Raw genomic sequence first — 18979 nt, 5'->3', positions numbered from 1 at the left:
CCAATATTCGAATGAACCTACTGCTCACGATCTCGGAAGCATAATCTTCCTAGAATCTACAAGCCGGCTTCAGCTTCGGCCATCAGAAACGAGCCGAGAAGTTGAGCAGTCGTAATCCACAGGCGAGTACGTTGCTCCTCGCTGTTGGCGGGCGCGATGGGCGTCAACGATCCGGCATTTTTAACGGAGACGTAAAGGCCAGTTTTGACGCCAAATTCAGGATCGGTCGCGAGCCGCGCGATGATCCCAGCACCGCGGGCTGGATTTCCGATCCCCAGCCAGTTCAAGACCCAGGCGAGCGAGCCCGAGAATCCGAGCTCGCGACCGAGACTTGTTACGTTGAACCCTGGATCCAGACAGTTGACTGTTACCCCCGTACCGTCGAGCTGTCGTGCAAGCTCGATCGATAACATGATATCCAGCAGCTTGGTGCGACCGTATATCTTTGAGGATCCACGGGTCGTGAACGGTGCGGTATCCAGGAGATCCTTCTCGATGTTCAGTGCGCCGCTCCGACGTGACGCCTCCGAGGCAACGGTGACGATACGAGCAGGAGCCGATCTCACCAGAGTGTCTCGCAGTACCGATGACAGAAGCCATGGCGCAAAATAGTTCACGGCCATCATTTCGGCAAAACCGTCCTTTGTGATGCGCTGCTTGAACGCATGCAGACCCGCATTGTTGATCAGCACGTCGATACGCGGATGCCGGTCGGCGATGGCTCTGCCGACCGCAACCACGGTTCGAAGATCGGAGAAGTCCGCGTAGAACACATCGACGGCTGCGCCTGGTGCGGCGGCCTCGATCAGCGCGCGCGTGGCGTTCGCCTTCGATTGGCTTCTCGCCGTCAGGATAAGATCGGCACCCCGGCGCGCCAGCTCGATTGCTGCGAGCTGACCGATACCGTCAGTGGCACCTGTTATGAGAACTTTCGTACGCTGAGGCATTTGCAAGACCGCGCTTGGTTGATATATATCCACTATGTGCATTTAGTTGACATATGTCCACCATATATGCTGAGGTGATTATGGAAAAGGCGCGCGTCGAACACCTAAGGGAGCTTGGACTCGAGCTCAATGCGCTGCTCGCTGCCTCACGCGCGATAACCGCCGCATCGGCGGAACGGTTCCACCCGAAGCTTCAGCCGGCTGCCTACCAGATTGCCACGATCCTGTCGGCGCGGGATGCTGCAACAGGCAGACAGCTTTCGGAACAGCTCGATATGGACAAGAGTGCGGTCAGCAGGCTGTTGAAGTCACTCTGCGACCTGGGGCTGGCAGAATCAGTGACCGACCCCGACGACCGACGTTCGGCGATCTATCGGTTGACGCAGGAAGGACGATTGAGGCTTGAGGCATCCATCGAGGTGAAGGCCGGAGCGTTCCACTCACGCACTGATGGATGGAGCGAAGCCGAGCTTATCCAGTTCACAGGATTGCTCCGGAAATTCAATCGACCCGAACAAGCGACCGACGTGGCCGTCAAACGGACCGAGGTAGCGGGACTTCGAGCCCAACCTTGATCCGATCCATTGCCACGAATGTCCGGAAACGCTTGACGTTATTGTTGCCGAAAAACAGCCGACGGGTCAGCGCCTCATAATCCGCCATCGACGGGACGATAACGACCAGCAAAAAATCCGCCTCGCCAGTCACGTAGAAGCATTGCTGGATCTCAGGCGTAGCCGCGAACGCCTGCTTGGCGCTTTCAATCTGCTCGGATGTTTCGCTGATCACCTCCACTTCCACGAAGATTGTGATCGGATGTCCTAAGACTGCGGGATCAACGACGGCAACATTGGCGGTGATAATTCCGGCTTCAGTCATTTTCTTGATCCGGCGCTGAACGGCAGGAGCGGAAAGGTTGACCGCCTCACCAATCGTTCTTTGCGGCGTCAGATTATTCTTCTGAAGGATGCCGAGGATTTTGCGGTCGAAATCATCAAGGGTCACGAGATAGTCGTCTCCAGCAGTGCGCAAACGAAACAAACTTGCAAATCAAGCCGCGATATTCAGCGCTCAGTGCGCGTCCAATGCAATATGGTTTCGCGACGTATATCGGAGCCAATCATGTTTTTGCCAAACACACTTTCGGAATACAGATCTCCACTTGATGCTCCTGACGCCAAAACGCTCGGCAAAGACGCCGCCAGGGAGGTCGAACGATATCTGACATACCGCGAAGACAATGCTGCCACACCGCTGGTCGCGCTCCCAGGTCTTGCCGCCGAGCTAGGCGTGTCGAGCATCAACGTGAAGGATGAGGGTTTCCGTCTCGGCCTTGGCAGCTTCAAGGCATTGGGTGGTTCTTATGCCGTAATAAGGGTTGTCCTCGAAGAGGCCTCCAGGCAGCTGTCGCGGCAGATCGACATCACCGAACTTCACTCCCCCGAAGTCAGAGCCATCGCGAGCACCATGACCGTCACCTGCGCCACCGATGGCAACCACGGGCGATCCGTGGCCCAGGGAGCAAAAATCGTCGGCGCACGGGCCGCGATATTCGTTCACGCCGGCGTCAGCGACGAACGGGTCGCGGCCATTGCCCGGTTCGGAGCGGACATGATCCGGGTCGAGGGCTCGTACGATGACTCCGTCAGGGAGGCAGCCAGGGTTTCTGCCAAAGAGAACTGGACCGTCGTATCTGACACGTCATGGCCCGGCTATGAGCGCATTCCCGGCCTCGTCATGCAAGGCTATACCGCACTCGTCCGCGAGGCGCTCAGACACCTCGCCGAACCTCCAACCCATGTCTTCGTGCAGTCTGGCGTCGGCGGCATTGCCGCTGCGGTGGCTGGCTATCTTTCGATAGCCATGGGTGAGAAGCGGCCGATGTTCATCGTTGTCGATCCGAAAAGAGCGGCCTGCATTGTCGAGAGCGCAAGGGTGGGACATCCGGTTGTCGTTCCACATGGGGAGTCCACCGTGATGGCGATGCTCGAATGCTACGAACCATCGCTGGTCGCCTGGCGTATTCTTTCGCGCGCCGCTGACGCCTTCATGACGGTGGACGAGCAGGATGCGATCGATGTCATGAGGAGATTGGCCCGCCCCGCTCGTGGGGATCATGCAATCGTCGCAGGCGAGAGCGGCGGTGTTGGACTGGCTGGACTGATCAAGGCTCTTGCGGATCAGGGTATCAAGCAGACACTCAAACTCGGCGACCGGTCTCGTATTCTCCTCATCAACACCGAAGGGGCAACCGATCCTGTCAGGTACGAAGAACTCGTTGGCGAGACACCCGCATCGGTTCTGGCGAGAGCAGCGAAGGCGAAGGTATGACTGGAGAAGCAAAGGCAGCACCAGTGAGTGACATAGGCCAGTTGATCGCAGAAATGACGGCGTGGCGCCAGCACCTCCATGCCCACCCGGAGTTCGGTTTCGAGGAGCGCGCCACTGCCGCCTTCGTCGCCTCCAAACTCAGGGAATTTGGCCTCGATGATGTAACGGAGAACATTGGTGGCACCGGCGTCGTCGGCACTTTGAAGCGGGGAAGCGGTAATCGTGTCGTCGCCCTGCGGGCCGATATGGATGCGTTGCGGATTACCGAGAATGGCAGCGCGGACTACAAATCCACAAACGAGGGGATCATGCACGCCTGCGGACACGACGGTCATACGGCCATGCTTCTCGGTGCTGCGAAGCTTTTGGCCGAGGAAGGCGGTTTCGATGGTACCGTCCGCTTCATCTTCCAGCCTGCGGAGGAATGGGGAAAAGGTGCGCTGTCAATGATGTCGGATGGCCTCTTCGAAAAGTTCCCGTTCGATGAGATCTATGGCATCCACAACATGCCGGGTCTGCCTGTGGGCGTGTTCGAAACGAAACCCGATGCCATCATGTCGGCCGAGGACAATTTCGAAATCACGCTCAGGGGCATCGGCGGTCATGCTGCCCGACCGCATTCAGGCAATGAGGTGCTTGTTGCCGCCTGCGCACTTGTTACCAACCTCCAGACGATCGTCGCACGCCGTCTCGACCCTGCCGATATCGCAGTGGTGTCGGTCACCGAACTCATCACCGACGGGACGAGGAACGCGCTTCCAGGAACTGCACGCATCCTTGGTGATGCCCGAAGCTTCCGAAATGAGGTAAGCGCCGACATCGAGAAGCAGATGCGTATTATCGCGCAAGGTACCGCCCTCACCTACAATGTCGAGGCGCATGTCGACTATACGCGGGAATTTATTCCGCTCGTCAACGATGTCACCCTAGCAAATGAAGTGATTGACGTAGCGCGAGATCTCTTTGGTGCCGCCAAAGTTCGGGTCAGCTCGAAACCGATGACGGCGTCGGAAGACTTCGCCCAGTTCCTCACCAAAGTTCCGGGGTGCTTCGTATTTCTTGGCAACGGAGAGAAGTCTGCGCCGCTTCACAATCCGAACTATGATTTCAGTGATGAGGGGCTGGTTCACGGCTTGCGGTTTCACGCGGGGATAGCGCGGCGTCGTTTGGCCATGTCTAATGGAGCGGAGACAACCCCTGGAGCCGCCGAAACGTAAACCGCTATCACCATCCGTCGAGGTGGCAGCAGTCCGTCATTTCAAGTCTTGAAGAGAACCGTACCTTGGCGTTGACCACAAGTATTTTCAGCCACCTCCCAGATGCTGCGCATCATCCCTCGACGTCTGGATCGACACGAACCTGCAATAAAGCATCTGTCGGCATATACACAATGCTCGCGCCGGTTACGTGCCCCTAGGATAAATCCAAGGCGGTCGCCTTGGATTTTGATGTCTCGATCATCTCGCGGGCATGCGCAACCGAGAGCGTTCGTTTGAGGCTGATCATTTCGGTATCCGATTTTCGGGTGGCCGACCGCCGTCTGTTGGCGGCCATCCACGATGCTGAATGATCAGGCTGCCCGGACACGGGTCTGGCGCAGGGCGGTGAGCAGCGCTTCGGCGGCCTCACCGGAAGATCCCGGGTTCTGGCCGGTGATGAGCTGGCCATCCACGACCGTATGAACACCCCAGTCCTTCACCTTGGAGAACACGGCTCCTTGGGCGATGAGCACGTCCTCGACCAGGAAAGGGACCACCTTGGTCAGCCCAACGCCTTCTTCTTCGGTATTGGTGAAACCTGTGAGGTAGCGTCCCTGAGCAAACGGCGAGCCATTAGCATTCTTGACATGGCGCAGTACACCCGGAGCGTGGCAGACCAACGCGATGGTCTTGCCGGCGGCGATGAAGGATTCGATGAGCGCGATGGAATTCTTGTCTTCAGCCAGATCCCACATCGGGCCGTGACCGCCGGGATAAAACACCGTGTCGAAATTCTTCTGGTCGACGCTGTCGAGGCGCACCGTCTGGGCGAGCTGCGCGTTGGCGTCGGCGTCTGCCTTGAAACGAGCCGTCAGCGCGGTCTGAAACATCGGTTCGTCGCTCTTTGGGTCGAGCGGCGGCTGGCCGCCCTTGGGCGAAGCAAGCGTGATCTCGGCGCCTGCGTCCTTGAAGACGTAATAGGGAGCTGCCAGTTCCTCCAGCCAGAACCCGGTCTTGCGGCCGGTGTCGCCGAGCGTATCGTGGGAAGTCAGTACCATCAGAATTTTCATCGTCTTATCCTTTGTTGGTCGCGGCCGGACCGGCCTGGATTTTCGATCAGCGCTGCTGGCCTTTCGATGAAGTGATCATGTCAGCTGGAGAGATATTTGAGAAATTTACTTGTTGGATTTTAGATATTCACGTGCGATTACATCTGGATGAAATACGATCTGAACCTTCTGCCCGTCTTCCTTGCTCTCATGGAGGAGCGGAGCGTCACCCGCGCTGCCAGCCGTCTTGGCATCACGCAGCCTGCGCTGTCGAATTCGCTTAATCGGCTTCGCGACATGCTGAAAGATCCGCTGTTCATCCGCGAGCGCTACGGCATTAGACCGACACAGCTTGCCGAGGAGATTGCGCCGACGATCGAGGCCGCATTGGCGCAGCTCGACGATCTCATCGTCCATCAGCAGGATTTCGATCCGGCAAGCGCGGAGCGGCTGTTCCTGATCGCTCCGAACAGCTACGTCGAACTGGTGTTGATGCCAGCGCTGGTGGCAAGGCTGCGAGAGCAAGCTCCGGGGATCAAACTTCGCATGACCCCATTCGGCAACGATCTGGCGGATACTGGCGTGATCTCAGGGACGACTGCAATAGTGCTGGGCAGGGTCATCGATCCGCCTGACAACCTGGTCGTCCAGCATCTGATGGACGACGGCCTTGCCTGTATCGTCCGTCGCGACCATCCGGACGTCGGCGCCAGCCTGACGCGAGACCTTTACGAGAGCCTGAAACACGTCAACGTCCTACCGCCAGGCCGAATTCGCGCAGGCGTGTTCCAGGCCTTAGGGCAACAGAACCTCAAGCGCGACGTTGCCGTCTCCGTCACGCATTTCCTGTCAGTTCCCGAGATGGTCGCGGTCACTGACTACTGCGCAACCCTTCCCCGGCTGATCTGTCGCAGCCTCGAGCGCGATCCTCGGCTCAAGGTCGTTGAAGCACCTGTCGACCTCGGAACGTTCCCGGTCGAGATGGCTTGGCACGTGCGCTATCGCCACGATCCAGCACATCGATGGCTCAGGGGCGTCGTCAGCGAACTCGCCAAAGACCTGGTAGTGACATAGAAAGCGACGCTGCGTTTCACTAAAGAGCGCGATAGCGTTCACCTTGAACGGAATCGAACCGTAAGCACTGTTCGTTGGGAACAGCATTGCGGCACGATCCCAACTGGTGCGCGGATTTGACCCGTCATCGGGGACCGATATACTCCCCTTCGACTCTTACGGCCAGTATGCAACACCAATCGTGCGAAGCGGCAAGAATGCACCCCGCGCTATGTCACCGCGATTCGTTGAACAAAATCCAGAAAAGCCCGCACCTTGGCCGGCGGCATGTGGCGTGACGGATGATAGGCGTAAAGTGGAAACCGCTCGCCCGACCATTCCGTGAGGATCGTCGTGAGCGCCCCGCTCTCAAGCCACTCGTCGAGGCCGATGGCAAAACTCTGGAATATGCCTTGCCCTGCGAGACAGGCCGCGACCGCAGCGGAGGGATCGTCCATGACCACCCGCCCGGCCACCTTGATCTCGATGGCGCCGTTATCCCCCTGGAATTCCCAGGTGAACGGTCGCCCGGTCTGCGGGTCGCGAAAGAGAATACAATCGTGGCGCATCAGGTCGTGGGGCGTGACTGGAACTCCGTGACGGTCGAGATAGCATGGGGCGGCACAGGTCAGCACCGGTACGTCCAGCAGTTTGCGCGCGATCAGCGAGGATTCGTCCGGCGGGCCAAAACGCACGGCGACATCAGCGCCGCTCATCATCTCTTCGCGGTAGTTGCTGGTCGTCAGATCGAGAGTCAGGGCGGGATAGAGCGCTAGAAACTCACCGATCCTCGGCGCCAGCACCATGCGCGCAAACCAGGGATCGATCGAAACCCTGATCCGCCCGCCGACGAACGCCGCCGAACCGGCTGCTTCGGAGGCCGCCTCCTCCAGCCCAGCCAGCAACGGCATGATCCTGGCATGGAAGCGGACGCCCTCTTCCGTCAGCGTAACCTTACGCGGGCTGCGGTCGAACAACCTGACGCCGACGCGTTGCTCGAGTCGCGCTACCGCACGACTGACCCCCGATGGCGTGAGGCCGAGAACATCCGCAGCCCGCACAAAATTGCCCGCTTCCATCACCGCCCCGAAAACGCCGACCCCGGTCAGCAGCCGCGTGTCGAAACTCATGCACCCTCTCCGCCGCAAGGTCAGACTTCGCCGACCGTCTCGCCATGATGATTTGACGTCATCTTAGCTTCGATTTTAATGCGCGTGAATCATCTTTCTTCGTCCCGTAAATAGTTCCTCAGCGCCCGGACGGCGCCAGCGGCATGCCGGAACCGTGGAAATCTCCGGCCTTGCAGAGAAGGACTTCATCCATGAATGCGATCTCACGCAGAAGCCTGTTGGCACGCGGCGGCCTCTTGCTGGCAGCCGGCACAGCCGCTGCGAATACGCCGGTTCATGCGCTGGCAGCCAAACCGCAAGCGCGGTCCGGAAAGTTCAAACCGATCGACATGGCGATGGAGCAGGCCGTTCGCGACGGGACCGTCGCCGGAGTCGTCGCCACAGCCGCGGGACCGGACGGCATGATCTACGAAGGGACCTTCGGAAAGGCCAATACCGTGACCGGAGCGACAATGCGCGCCGATACGGTGTTCTGGCTGTTATCGATGACGAAGGCCTTCACCGCCACGGCCTGCATGCAACTCATCGAGCAGGGTAAGATTGATCCCGAGGACGATGCGGCGAAACATTTGCCGGAACTCGCCAATCCCATGGTGTTGGAGGGTTTCGACGGCGATGGCCAGCCGCGCCTGCGCCCGGCCAAGCGGGCCATCAAGGTGCGGCACCTGCTCACCCACACCTCCGGCTATACCTATTCGATCTGGAGCGATGCGCTGACCCGCTATCAGCAGGTTACAGGAATGCCGGACATAGCAACCTGCAAAAACGGTGCTTTCCTGGCACCGCTCGAGTTCGATCCCGGCGATCGCTGGCAATACGGCATCAGCATGGACTGGATCGGAAAGCTGGTGGAGGCGGTCAGCGACCAGTCGCTGGAGGTCTATTTCCGCGAAAACATCTTCGATCCGCTCGGCATGACCGATTCAGGCTTCCTGATCGGCAGCAAGCAGAAGGCCAGGGTCGCCACCTTCCACAACAGGAACGCGCACGGCGGACTGACGGCCGCGCCCTTCGAGATGCCACAACGGCCGGAATTCTTCATGGGCGGCGGCGGCGCCTTCAGCACGCCACGCGACTACATGGCCTTCCTGCGGATGCTGTTGAACGGCGGCTCCCATAAGGGCGAGCGCGTGCTGAAGCCGGAAACGGTCGCGTCGATGATGCGAAACCAAATCGGCGACCTCGACGTGCGCGCCATGACGACGGCCCAACCCGCCTATTCGCAGAGCTTCGACCAGTTTCCCGGTGAACCCCACAAATGGGGATACTCGTTCGACATCAATACGCTGCCCGGTCCGAACGGTCGGTCGGTCGGCAGCATTTCCTGGGCTGGCCTGCTCAACTGCTATTTCTGGCTCGACCCGGCCCGGCAGGTGACCGGCGCCATCTTCATCCAGCTTCTCCCATTCTACGACGAAAAGGTCGTGAAACTCTACGGCACATTCGAGCGCGGCCTCTACGACGGCCTCGCCTGATCCATTCCCGACCTCAAAACCAGGAGACATATCATGTATGCGATTACAGGAATTACCGGCAAGGTCGGCGGCGCGCTGGCGAAAGCCCTGATCGAAGCTGGAGAACCGGTCCGTGCGGTGCTGCGCGATCCCGCCAAGGCGGAAATCTGGCGCAAGCGCGGTTGCGAAATCGCCTTTGCCGACATGGGCGACGCAACAAAGCTCGCCAACGCGTTCAAGGGCGCCAAGGGCGTCTTCATCCTGCCGCCGTCGGAGTTCGATCCGGCGCCCGGCTATCCGGAAGCGGCAAAGCAGAATGAGGCGCTGACGACCGCTCTCCTTGCTGCCCGCCCGGAAAGGGTCGTCTGCCTCTCGACCATCGGCGCCGACGCGGAAGTCGACAATCTGTTGAGCCAGCGGACGATGCTGGAAAAAGCCCTCGGCGACCTCGATCTTCACGTCACCTTCCTGCGGCCCGGCTGGTTCATGGAAAATGCGGCCTGGGACGTCGCCTCGGCCCGCGACGAAGGCGTGCTCCACAGCTTCCTCCAGCCTGCCGACAAGACCTTCGCCATGGTGGCGACACAGGATATCGGCCGGCTTGCCGCAGATCTGATCCGTGAGCAGTGGATCGGCAAGCGGGTGGTGGAACTGGAAGGCCCGGCACGGGTCTCCCCCAACGATCTCGCCAATGCCTTCGCGTCGGTGCTCGGGCATCCGGTTCGGGTGCAGATCGTCCTGCGGGAAAGCTGGGAGGGCCTGTTCCGTGCACAGGGCACGCATAACCCGCAGCCGCGCATGCGTATGCTCGACGGTTTCAACGAAGGCTGGATCGACTTCAAAGCCGACGGCGGAAACCGTGTCAGGGGCAAGACGTCGCTTGCGCAGGTGATCGAAGCGCTGGTCCGGCAAGCAGCGGCGAGCGAGACCGCGTGAACGCGCCGGGAGAACGGGCGGCGGACGGCTTCTGCCTCTGCCGTCGCGTCCCTCGCAACTCGAAAGGTTTGATCATGGAAACGATTGAGACTCACGGTGTCGCTATACCCCGGTTAGGACTGGGGACTTTCAGGATGCCGGGCGATGCCGCCCGACCGGTGATCGAAAGTGCGCTTGAACTCGGCTTTCGCCACGTCGATACCGCCGCCATGTATGACAATGAAGCCTCCGTCGGCGCGGCGCTCACGGCCTCCGGCATAAACCGCGCTGACCTCTTCGTCACCACCAAGGTCTGGCACGACAAGCTCTCCCCCGATGCCCTTCGACGGTCCTTCGACACGAGCCTCGGCAAGCTTCGCCTCGACCATATCGATCTCTTCCTCGTGCATTGGCCAGCAGCGAACATGAACATGAGCGCAACGCTGGACGCGATCACCAAACTGAAGGAGGAAGGGCTGGCGCGGGCCATCGGCGTCTGCAACTTCAACCTGCCCATGATCCGGCATGCGGTCGAGGATATCGGCACCCCCATCGCCGTTCATCAAGTGGAATATCATCCGTTCCTGTCGTGGAGTTGCCCCTTAAAAACCGGACAAGATCAGGTTTGTGTTTGACGGTTTAAGAACTCACGAGGCGAGCAATACCCCAATGCCTTATGCGGGTGAAGGGTGTTGTAGTGTTCGAACCATGAGGGCAGTTGCGCGATGACGGTCATGGCGTCTGGCAAGGGGTTGACCGAGACGTAATCGCGCTTGAAGGTTTTGACGAAGGCTTCGGCCATTCCGTTGGACTGGGGGCTGCGAACGGGCGTTGAACACGGCTCCATGCCGATATCGATGAGCAGCGACCTGGTATCCTTTGCGATGAAGCAGGAGCCGTTGTCCGTCAGCCATTCGATTGGCTTTGGAAGGGTGTTGATGAGACCAAAGCGGTTCTCAACAGCCGTGATGACAAGGTTCTGGACGTCCTCGCTCTTGATGCCCTCGGTGGTCGCGACATGGGCGATGGCCTCGCGATCACAGCAATCGAGAGCGAAGGCAACGCGCACCTTCTCCTTATTGTCGCATCCGATTTCGAAGCCGTCTGAACACCATCGCAGGTTCGATTGCTCAACAGACACGCGACCATCGTGACGGCGCGTATCGATTGCACCGGTGTGGCGCTGAAGGAGCATGCCGTGAACCTTCATCACGCGGTAGACGCGCTTGGCATTCGGCCAGGGACGGTTTTCGCTGCGGGCTTTACGGCGCAGGATCGCGTGGACCCGGCGATATCCGTAGGTCGGCATGTCATCGATGATCGTCTTGATCTCATCCATCAGTTCCTGATCGGCGAGCGGCGGCCGCCCCCGGGTTCTGGAAGGACGTTGCCTCACACGTTCCGCTATGTTGGATCGGGCGACACCCAAGGTCTCGCACACCGCCGTCATCGCGAACCGTCCTTCGGCAACGAGAGCGAGCGCAACAGGTGTTTTTTTGACCCTGATGCGATCTCAAGCGCTTCCTTCAGGATTTCGCCTTCCATCGTCTTTTTGCCGAGGAGGCGCTGCAACTCTTTCACCTGGTTCTGAAGTGCCCTGTATTCGGATGCCGGGACGACCTCTTCCTGCGATGCCGTCGCCGTCAATGCACCCTGCGCCGCTAGTTTGCGCCAAGCAAACAACTGGTTTGGCTGAATGCCGTGCCGTCGGGCAACGATGCTGACCGTGACATCAGGCTCGTAGGTCTCCTGGACTATCGCAAGCTTCTCCGCTGTCGACCAGCGACGGCGGCGCTCAGGGCCGGACAACACTTCTATCTTAGGTATGTGACTGGTCATAATGGGCACATTACTCCTAACACTTAACAAGTGGGAGATCGTGTCCGGGGATTTAGGGGGCCACTACATGTCGCAGACGCCGATGCTGGACTACCTTCGCCGCAAGGGTATTCCGATGACCGCCTATGCGCCGCTTGCGCAAGGCCGGGCGGCAAAGGATCCCGTTCTCGCTAGGATCGGTGAGAAGCACAGCGCCACCGCAGCCCAGATCGCCATAGCCTGGCTTCTGGATCAGGAAAACGTCATCGCTATCCCCAAAGCCGCTCGCCCCTCCAGCCAGCGAGCCAATCTCGATGCACTCAACATTCACCTCGACGAGAAGGACCGCGCGGCTATCGCGGCTCTGCCGAAGGACGTACGCTACGTTGATCCTCCTTTTGCTCCAGACTGGGAGGCTGCAACGCTCTGAAATGGGGGGGTCCTTAATCTCGGGCTACGCTCAGGATACCTCTCGATCTAGCCGAGCAACGTGCGCTGGTTGGAGCCAAGACTATTGGCAGGAACGACCGAAATGGGGCGTGCATAGCTGCCTAAGCCTTCGCAGATTGTAATGCTGTCGCCTTGATGAGATTCGCACTTACGACCAATATGTTATAAATTCGGCGAAGTGGTTGGTTAGAAAGAATCTCCCGCCCAATCTTCATGGCCGTGCCGTATGCGGATGACGAATACGCTCCCGTCTTCAATGATGCGGTACACGACAGGGTGAGCCTTGAAAGGATGGATCCTGACAGGAGGAGAAATCTCATGGCGTTCGCGTGCCATTCTTGGGTTGGTGGCGATGAGTTCGAGCAAGGCAAAAAGCTCATCGTGATATTGTCTGGCGACTAGTGCTCCGAAGATGCGGATGCCTTCTTCTGCAATGGAAATAATATCGTCTTCCGCTTGGACAGATAGGCTAAATGGCATTAAGCGCGTCCGCGGCTGATGTCAGCTCGAGAAGTGGCTAAAGCAAACAACTCTTCCGTTGAACGGCTCCCAACTCCGCTTCTGATCCCGTCGTCGACAAATCGCTGCATCTCGGCAATCTTGTCCGTACGCGCTTGGTCTCTGCGGATCAGGTCCCGGACATAATCGCTCGCATTCGAGTACCGACCTGTCTTTGCTTGTGCTTATATGCTCAGCGTGGAGGGGTTCGTTGGCGACAAATAGGTTCCATCATCGCTTTACGGCAACACATTTCACCTCAGCGAGGAGCCCCTGGTGCGCGAGCTCAGAGACACCTATCCGGGTCCACGCATAGGTTCCCTTCGGAAACACCTCGTTTTTGACAGTCCGGAACACGTCCATGTGCTTGGACATTTCGACGTGATAGCTTGTCATTTCCACGATGTCATCGAACGTACATTGAGCGGCTTCGAGGACAATTCGTAAATTGTCCCACATAGCTCTGAATTGCTCTGAAGGATCGCGAATAATATTGAGATCCTTGGTCCGCCCAACTTGGCCGACGACGTAGATTGTGTCTCCGACTTTAACCGCGGGAGCATAGCCGGCTCGGCTGACGATCTCCTGCATCTCGTCGGGTATAATGATCTCTCGATCCATAGTGGTCCTCGCAATCTTTGCTGGTTGCTAGCGGCACTGATACAAGCGTCGCGAAGTTTCAAGCACCGTTGGATGAAAAAGTACAAACGCCAGCGATGTCGGACAGTCCTTGACTTCGCCCGCCGGCACGGCTCTTTCCCGGGCGCCGGTACGTGTCTCAAAAATGCTGCATCACGTCCCGGACGTGACGCAGCTAGCAAGTTGATCGAGACACGCGCCTTTTGCATAATGCATGCCGCCGCTATTTGGCAGCTTTGGCTGCTTCCTCGATAACCTTTGCGACTGCAGCCGCCTGAGAGATGTAGATAGCGTGGCTGCCCTCTACCTCTGTCACCGTTGAACCGGCACGCTTGTACATCCAGCGCTCCAGGTCGGGGTTTATCGTCATATCGTCCTTCGCTACAATTGCGTAGCTGGGCTTCTCGTGCCAAGCTGCGGCCGAAACCGGTGTATCGGTGGCGACGACGGCGACAGGCATTTGCGACCGGGCCATGAACTCGGCTTGATCCTTGGGCAGATCTGCCCCGAAATCCGCAGCGAACTTTGACCGGTCTATAAGAAGGAACCCATCCTTCGACGGCTTAATATCCTTGGTGGGTGACGGCATAGACTGGAGCAATTGTGCTGTGCTTTCACCTTTTTCAGGTTGGAGCGCTGCGACATAAACAAGTGCCTTGACCTTAGGATCATCACCTGCTGCCGTGATGATCGTGCCTCCGTAGCTGTGACCGACGAGAACGACATCTCCGTCCTGCTGATCGACCACGCGCATCGTGGCTGCAATGTCCTGGTCGAGGCTTGTCAGTGGCTGCTGGACAATGCTGACATTGTAGCCGTCGCGGGTCAGGATGTCATAAACGCCGCGCCAGCCCGAACCATCCACGAGCGCGCCATGGACAAGGACGATGTTGCGCGCGTCCGCTAAGGCTGGGGCTGTTACGGCTACGGAAGACAAAAGCGCGGCAACGAGGCAAACGGCCACTTTACTGAAGTTCGACATGGTCGGTAGTTCCTTGAGTTTTGTGCGTGGATTAACTGAGGCTTTGAAATCGCCTGAAGGACATGTCTCTCCTCTATCCAGGGAGAGACGGTGGTGATAGCTTGCGCTTACTGCTTGACGACAATTGGCGCCTTGATCGGCACACGCTCATAGAGGTCGATAATGTCCTGGTTGAGCAGGCGCACACAGCCTGACGAAACGGCCTTGCCAATCGAGCGCCATTGCGGATTGCCGTGCAGACGATAGAGCGTGTCCCGGCCGCCGGCGAAGATGTAGAGCGCTCGCGCACCGAGCGGATTTTTCAGGCCCGGCTCCATGCCACCATTCTCGATCGAATACTTCGCCAGTTCCGGCTGACGCGCGACCATCTCGTTCGGCGGCTTCCAGCGGGGCCATTTCTGACGCCACTGAATGATGCCGTTGCCCTGCCAGGCAAAGCCATCGCGCCCGATCCCGACACCATACCGCATCGCGGTCCCACCCGGCTGGACGAGATAGAGAAAGCGTGAGGGGGTATCGACGACGACGGTGCCAGGCGCCTCGCCAGTTGGGTCGAGGACCTGCTGGCGATAGTAGCGCGAATCAATCTGTTTGTAGGGAACCGCCGGGATCAGAAAGCCGCCATCCTCGATAGGACCGTACATGACAGCCAATTCGGCATCTGTCGGTACAGCTGCGATGTGGACAGGGCCGATCGGATCCGGGAGCGGCGTCGACTGTCGCCCCACCATCCAACCGGTGCCAGCGGTGGAGGCGCACCCCGCCAGAGCGGAGGCCGCAGCCATCGCCGAAAGCGACAGGAGGCTGCGGCGGGATAACGTGGTATCGAAGCTCACGCTCATTTCTCGTCCTGCCACCTGCGCAGATCCGTTTGGTCATGATAGGCCATGCGATCGGGCGTTGTGATAAACTCAATCATCGTGCCCCACGGCGTGCGGCAATAGCAGACCTTGTTTCCGTCCCCTTTTTCGGTTGCGTACGGAATAGCGCGTGGCGCCGTAAGGGGGGTTCCGCCGGCCTTCTCAAAGCGCTCTACCGATGCGTCGATGTCGTCGGTATAGACACCAAAATGGGTAATGCCGAAGTCGCTCGGTGTAACCGGTTGCGCTTGCTTGGGACCGTGCATTTCGAAGAGCTCGATGTCAGGCCCGGTACCGATCTTGACCATCGCCTGCGCACGCACGACCGTTCCGGGGTAAGCACCAGTGGCCCGCTCGAACTCGGGTCCCTCCCTGGCCGGATCCTGCGGCCCGAACGATTGGTAGATCACCTGGCCGCCAAAAGCTTCCACCAGGAACGATTTTGCTGCCTCGATATCGGGCACTGTGATGCCGATGTGATTGACGCCACGAATTTGAGGTGCAGTCATGACAGTTTTCCTTTCTCGTTGAATCGATGAACGCGATCGGGCTCAATGTGCCCGGATCGCAGAGTTCACTTGGCCTTGAGGAAATCGATGAGAGCAGCGGCCACTTCACCCGGGCGCTCGTCCGCCACATAGTGACTACAGCGGGCAATCGAGCCGCCCGTAACATCTGTGGCGAACTCATTGAGCATCGGGACCATATGAGCACCGAAACGCTGCTCCCCGCCGAGACCTAAAACCGGAATCCGGAGCGGTCGCTTCTTGTATTCCAGCGCGGCCGCATGGTCGGCGGTCAGTGTGCGGTACCATTCCATGCCACCGCGCGTGCGGCCAGGGAGGGCCATGGCTTTCGCATAGATGTCGATGTCTTCAGGATTAAAGGTGCTGTGATCGTAAAACCGCTCCGCCATGAAGGCCGAAACATAGTCATATTCGCGGCCATAAATCAGGCGTTCCGGCAGATCCCGATTAGCATGGAACGCGAAGTGCCAGATCTTTGCCGTCGTCGCCTCCCACTGGCTCCAGCCAGGAAGCGGAACATCGAGGACAGCAAGGTGAGTAACCGAATCTCGATAGATAGCGGCCTGCGGCAATGCGACCATTCCGCCAATGTCATGGCCACACACGGCATAGCGATTATGCCCAAGGGCGAGCATTACTTCGTGCGCGTCGCGCGCCATCGTCGCCTTGTCATAGCCGTCAAGCGGGCAGTCGGAAAAACCCGCACCGCGCAGATCAATCGCCACCACGCTAAAATTTTCGACCAGCAGCGGCATGACGTGGTGCCATTCCCACCAGGTTTCCGGCCAACCGTGAAGCAGGAGGATCGGCGGGCCGGAGCCCCCCGTGACGGCATTGATCTTGATGCCATTGACCGGCACCAGCTGCTGGGCAAACCCTTCCAATGTTGGGATCATAACTCTTTCCCGTCGATGTTGATGTTAAAGAGAGCTAACGATCAGCTCAGGGTTGATCAAAATCGGTCGCGATCGAGATGTCGCGCCAGGTGTCGATATCACGGCGAAACGAAGCCAACTTCCGCTCAGCGATCGAATGCGCGACCGGGCCGAGCGGCATATGAAGCGGAGCGTCATCCGCATCGACCGCCTTCAGGATCGCTGCAACCGCCTTGTCGGGATCGCCTGCCTGGTTGCCGTTATTGGTTTCGCGATAATGCCTGCGCGAACTTGCGGCGTATTCCGGCATCTCGTTGGCCGCCATCGTGATCGAACGGCCGAGGAAATCGGTGCGAAACGGGCCAGGCTCGACGATCAGCACACGGACGCCGAACGGCTTCAGCTCACCGGCGAGCGCCTCGGAAACCCCTTCAACCGCAAACTTGGCGGCATTGTAGTATGCTGCGCCGCCACTGCCCGCGATCCCTGCGCCAGAAGACATGTTGACGATCACTCCGCCCGAACGTCGCAGTGCAGGCAAGGCTGCCCTGGTTGTTTCGATCAGACCGAAAACGTTCACCTCGAACATCGGTCGATATTCTTCGGGCGTGCCCTCCTCGAGCGCCCCAAACAGTCCGTAGCCGGCATTGTTCACCAGCACATCAAAACCGCCAAATGTCTCGACGGCCTTTGCGACCGCGGTATTGGCCGCCGTCGCATCTGTCACGTCGAGCGGCAAGGTGATCATTCGGCCGTCGAATGGCCGAGCCATTTCTTCGATCGAGTTGACGTTTCGGGCAGTAGCGATAACCTGATCGCCTCGCTGTGCCGCGGCGAGCGCAAGCCGCTGGCCGAAGCCGCTTGAGCAGCCTGTGATGAACCATGTTTTCATAACGTTTCTCCGCTTGGTTTCGAACATGACTTGAATCTAGATGTTTAGATCTGTACTTGAAGTGACAGTTTTGTATTTTCACCGTTCACTTTTGTAAGGGCTTGGGCCGTGGAATGGAGCGACGTAAAAATCTTCCTTGCGATTGCGCGATCCGGCACGCTCGGCGGTGCTGCGCGTGCTCTTCATACAAGCCATCCGACCGTCGGCAGACGGCTGCGTGCCCTTGAGGATGCCATCGGCCACACACTCTTCCAGCGGACCGCGGACGGTCTCGTGTTGACCGAGGAGGGCCATGGGATCATCGCCCTGGCAGAGCAGATGGAAGAAGGCGCGCTGGCCATGGAGCGCCGGCTCGCCGGGCAGGAGCAAAACCTCAAAGGCAATCTGCGCATCTCATCGGCAGACTGGTTCGGGGCCTATGTCCTGCCTCCCATCGTGGCGGATTTCTCGAAAGCCTACCCCAATGTAGACGTCGAGATCCTGACGGGCACTCGCCTGTTCAACCTCGCCCAAAGAGAGGCCGACGTTGCCTTTCGCATCGTTCCGTTCGACACTGCCGATGTCATTCAGCGGCGGCTCTTCAGGCTCGAATACGGCGTCTACATCGCCGAGGAGTCGCCTGACCCTAAATATGGCGACGGGACTGGTTTCCGTCTGATCACCCACGAGACTTCGACAGGGCAATTTCCCGACATAGCCTGGCTCGCCGAGAGTTTTCCGAACGCGAGACCTGTGCTGCGATCAAACAACCGAAACGTCCAGGGGCGAATGTGCAGGCAAGGCGTTGGGATCGCCGTCCTGCCCCGCGCAGTAGGCAATCAAATCCCGGGTATCCGCAGACTAGAACTACCCAAGCACCCGCCGGCGCGAGACATCTGGATGGGATATCACCGCGACCTGCGACGTCTTCAGCGTCTTCGGGCGTTTATCTCGGCCGTCTCGGACCACATCACAAATGCCCCTGCATGGTAAGCCGCGCGAAGAAGATCGATTCTCCCCGCCGATCCCCGGCTGCGGTAGGACAGCCGCCACAGACAACTTACTTGCTGGCCGCAATCTCCCTGTGCCGCTCCACCACAGCGCCCACGATCATTGTCATCAGCCCTTCGACGAAGTGCCGACTGAGGCCAACGTCATTGGCGATACTCATCACTCGATCCAATTGGCGTCGCTCTCGCTCATTATCGACCGCCGGCAACGCCTGTTCGGCTTTCAAGTGGCCGACATGCTCGGTACAGCGAAAGCGTTCGGCCAGAATATAGAGGAGAGCGGAATCCAAATTGTCGATGGTCCTCCGGTAGGAAGCGAGTTGCTGTGCCACATCATCTGTCATCATTTGAATATCTTCCAAGTCGTTTCG

22 protein-coding genes and 2 pseudogenes are annotated in these 18979 nt (G+C 58.9%); 10 read left to right on the top strand and 14 right to left on the bottom strand.

All coding sequences use genetic code 11. The features are described 5' to 3' along the window. Nucleotides 1–56: 56 nt before the first annotated feature. Nucleotides 57–947, bottom strand: coding sequence for an SDR family NAD(P)-dependent oxidoreductase (locus tag J5276_RS25720; RefSeq protein ID WP_173998401.1), 891 nt, complete (start codon nucleotides 945–947; stop codon nucleotides 57–59). Nucleotides 948–1027: 80 nt separating this feature from the next. Here J5276_RS25720 and J5276_RS25715 point away from each other — a divergent pair, with 80 nt between their 5' ends. After that, nucleotides 1028–1522 (top strand): MarR family winged helix-turn-helix transcriptional regulator, encoded by a 495-nt coding sequence (locus J5276_RS25715; protein WP_173998399.1) that lies wholly within the window; start codon nucleotides 1028–1030, stop codon nucleotides 1520–1522. Here J5276_RS25715 and J5276_RS25710 read toward each other — a convergent pair. Further along, complete coding sequence (locus J5276_RS25710; protein ID WP_209159887.1) at nucleotides 1482–1952, bottom strand: Lrp/AsnC family transcriptional regulator; 471 nt, start codon at nucleotides 1950–1952, stop codon at nucleotides 1482–1484. The two genes, J5276_RS25715 and J5276_RS25710, sit on opposite strands and share 41 nt — an antisense overlap. A 117-nt stretch (nucleotides 1953–2069) precedes the next feature. Between J5276_RS25710 and J5276_RS25705 the strand changes: the two genes are divergently transcribed. The 3 genes from J5276_RS25705 (at nucleotide 2070) to J5276_RS30560 (ending at nucleotide 4848) form a co-directional block, all read left to right on the top strand. After that, entirely contained in the window at nucleotides 2070–3278 is a 1209-nt protein-coding gene (locus J5276_RS25705; RefSeq protein ID WP_173998394.1) for a diaminopropionate ammonia-lyase, read from the top strand. Continuing rightward, the gene (locus J5276_RS25700; protein ID WP_209159886.1) at nucleotides 3275–4495 is read left to right on the top strand and encodes a M20 aminoacylase family protein; all 1221 of its coding nucleotides are present in this window, start codon (nucleotides 3275–3277) and stop codon (nucleotides 4493–4495) included. The genes J5276_RS25705 and J5276_RS25700 overlap by 4 nt, the downstream gene beginning before the upstream one ends. Nucleotides 4496–4716: 221 nt before the next feature. After that, nucleotides 4717–4848 (top strand): hypothetical protein, encoded by a 132-nt coding sequence (locus tag J5276_RS30560; RefSeq protein WP_255610409.1) that lies wholly within the window; start codon nucleotides 4717–4719, stop codon nucleotides 4846–4848. On the opposite strand, the gene J5276_RS25695 is transcribed toward J5276_RS30560, so the two are convergent. Then, nucleotides 4849–5547 carry a type 1 glutamine amidotransferase domain-containing protein gene (locus J5276_RS25695; RefSeq protein ID WP_173998390.1) on the bottom strand — a complete coding sequence of 233 codons (699 nt, stop codon included), beginning with the start codon at nucleotides 5545–5547 and terminating at the stop codon, nucleotides 4849–4851. 147 nt (nucleotides 5548–5694) lie between these two features. Here J5276_RS25695 and J5276_RS25690 point away from each other — a divergent pair, with 147 nt between their 5' ends. Continuing rightward, a complete protein-coding gene (locus J5276_RS25690; RefSeq protein ID WP_173998388.1) occupies nucleotides 5695–6600 on the top strand; it encodes a LysR substrate-binding domain-containing protein in 906 nt (301 codons plus the stop codon). Nucleotides 6601–6809: 209 nt separating this feature from the next. Here the strand turns inward: J5276_RS25690 and J5276_RS25685 are convergent, their stop codons facing one another. Beyond that, entirely contained in the window at nucleotides 6810–7709 is a 900-nt protein-coding gene (locus J5276_RS25685) for a LysR family transcriptional regulator (protein WP_209159885.1), read from the bottom strand. A 191-nt stretch (nucleotides 7710–7900) separates the two neighbouring features. Between J5276_RS25685 and J5276_RS25680 the strand changes: the two genes are divergently transcribed. The 3 genes from J5276_RS25680 (at nucleotide 7901) to J5276_RS25670 (ending at nucleotide 10713) form a co-directional block, all read left to right on the top strand. Beyond that, entirely contained in the window at nucleotides 7901–9184 is a 1284-nt protein-coding gene (locus J5276_RS25680) for a serine hydrolase (protein WP_209159884.1), read from the top strand. Between the two features lie 33 nt (nucleotides 9185–9217). Continuing rightward, nucleotides 9218–10099: an NmrA family NAD(P)-binding protein gene (locus tag J5276_RS25675; RefSeq protein ID WP_209159883.1), complete on the top strand. Its 882-nt coding sequence runs from the start codon at nucleotides 9218–9220 to the stop codon at nucleotides 10097–10099. Between the two features lie 134 nt (nucleotides 10100–10233). Then, nucleotides 10234–10713, top strand: a complete 480-nt coding sequence (locus J5276_RS25670; RefSeq protein WP_247750005.1) for an aldo/keto reductase — start codon at nucleotides 10234–10236, stop codon at nucleotides 10711–10713. Here J5276_RS25670 and J5276_RS25665 read toward each other — a convergent pair. After that, nucleotides 10698–11917 (bottom strand): IS3 family transposase gene (locus tag J5276_RS25665; RefSeq protein WP_111784165.1). Its coding sequence is split into 2 segments (ribosomal slippage): nucleotides 10698–11578 and nucleotides 11578–11917, totalling 1221 coding nucleotides; the frame shifts between segments, so codons are not numbered across the junction. The genes J5276_RS25670 and J5276_RS25665 overlap by 16 nt on opposite strands. A gap of 64 nt (nucleotides 11918–11981) precedes the next feature. Between J5276_RS25665 and J5276_RS25660 the strand changes: the two are divergent. Beyond that, nucleotides 11982–12326, top strand: a pseudogene (locus J5276_RS25660) (aldo/keto reductase); the annotation flags it as partial. 206 nt (nucleotides 12327–12532) lie between these two features. On the opposite strand, the gene J5276_RS25655 reads toward J5276_RS25660, so the two are convergent. The 8 genes and pseudogenes from J5276_RS25655 to J5276_RS25625 form a co-directional block, all read right to left on the bottom strand. Continuing rightward, nucleotides 12533–12826, bottom strand: a complete 294-nt coding sequence (locus J5276_RS25655; RefSeq protein WP_219256756.1) for a type II toxin-antitoxin system RelE/ParE family toxin — start codon at nucleotides 12824–12826, stop codon at nucleotides 12533–12535. Continuing rightward, nucleotides 12826–13029 (bottom strand): annotated as a pseudogene (locus J5276_RS30555) (type II toxin-antitoxin system ParD family antitoxin); the annotation flags it as partial. The gene J5276_RS25655 and the pseudogene J5276_RS30555, both read right to left, overlap by 1 nt. 46 nt (nucleotides 13030–13075) lie before the next feature. Continuing rightward, entirely contained in the window at nucleotides 13076–13465 is a 390-nt protein-coding gene (locus J5276_RS25650) for a RidA family protein (RefSeq protein WP_013637179.1), read from the bottom strand. 241 nt (nucleotides 13466–13706) lie between these two features. Further along, entirely contained in the window at nucleotides 13707–14465 is a 759-nt protein-coding gene (locus J5276_RS25645) for an alpha/beta fold hydrolase (RefSeq protein WP_080850525.1), read from the bottom strand. Between the two features lie 107 nt (nucleotides 14466–14572). Further along, nucleotides 14573–15307 (bottom strand): L,D-transpeptidase, encoded by a 735-nt coding sequence (locus J5276_RS25640; RefSeq protein ID WP_247749998.1) that lies wholly within the window; start codon nucleotides 15305–15307, stop codon nucleotides 14573–14575. Further along, nucleotides 15304–15834 carry a VOC family protein gene (locus J5276_RS25635; RefSeq protein WP_209159873.1) on the bottom strand — a complete coding sequence of 177 codons (531 nt, stop codon included), beginning with the start codon at nucleotides 15832–15834 and terminating at the stop codon, nucleotides 15304–15306. The genes J5276_RS25640 and J5276_RS25635 overlap by 4 nt, the downstream gene beginning before the upstream one ends. Before the next feature lie 65 nt (nucleotides 15835–15899). After that, nucleotides 15900–16748, bottom strand: coding sequence for an alpha/beta fold hydrolase (locus tag J5276_RS25630; RefSeq protein ID WP_013637175.1), 849 nt, complete (start codon nucleotides 16746–16748; stop codon nucleotides 15900–15902). A gap of 46 nt (nucleotides 16749–16794) precedes the next feature. Continuing rightward, entirely contained in the window at nucleotides 16795–17619 is an 825-nt protein-coding gene (locus tag J5276_RS25625) for an oxidoreductase (protein WP_209159872.1), read from the bottom strand. Between the two features lie 108 nt (nucleotides 17620–17727). Here J5276_RS25625 and J5276_RS25620 point away from each other — a divergent pair, with 108 nt between their 5' ends. Then, the gene (locus J5276_RS25620) at nucleotides 17728–18591 is read left to right on the top strand and encodes a LysR family transcriptional regulator (protein ID WP_209159871.1); all 864 of its coding nucleotides are present in this window, start codon (nucleotides 17728–17730) and stop codon (nucleotides 18589–18591) included. 67 nt (nucleotides 18592–18658) lie between these two features. On the opposite strand, the gene J5276_RS25615 is transcribed toward J5276_RS25620, so the two are convergent. Then, complete coding sequence (locus tag J5276_RS25615; protein ID WP_022557133.1) at nucleotides 18659–18955, bottom strand: chorismate mutase; 297 nt, start codon at nucleotides 18953–18955, stop codon at nucleotides 18659–18661. Between the last annotated feature and the right edge of the window lie 24 nt (nucleotides 18956–18979).

The sequence above is a fragment of the Agrobacterium sp. S7/73 genome (assembly GCF_019355535.1).
GTDB lineage: Bacteria > Pseudomonadota > Alphaproteobacteria > Rhizobiales > Rhizobiaceae > Agrobacterium > Agrobacterium tumefaciens.
The sequence above is the reverse complement of the archived record's forward strand: the minus strand, read 5'-3'. Positions and strand labels throughout refer to the sequence as shown.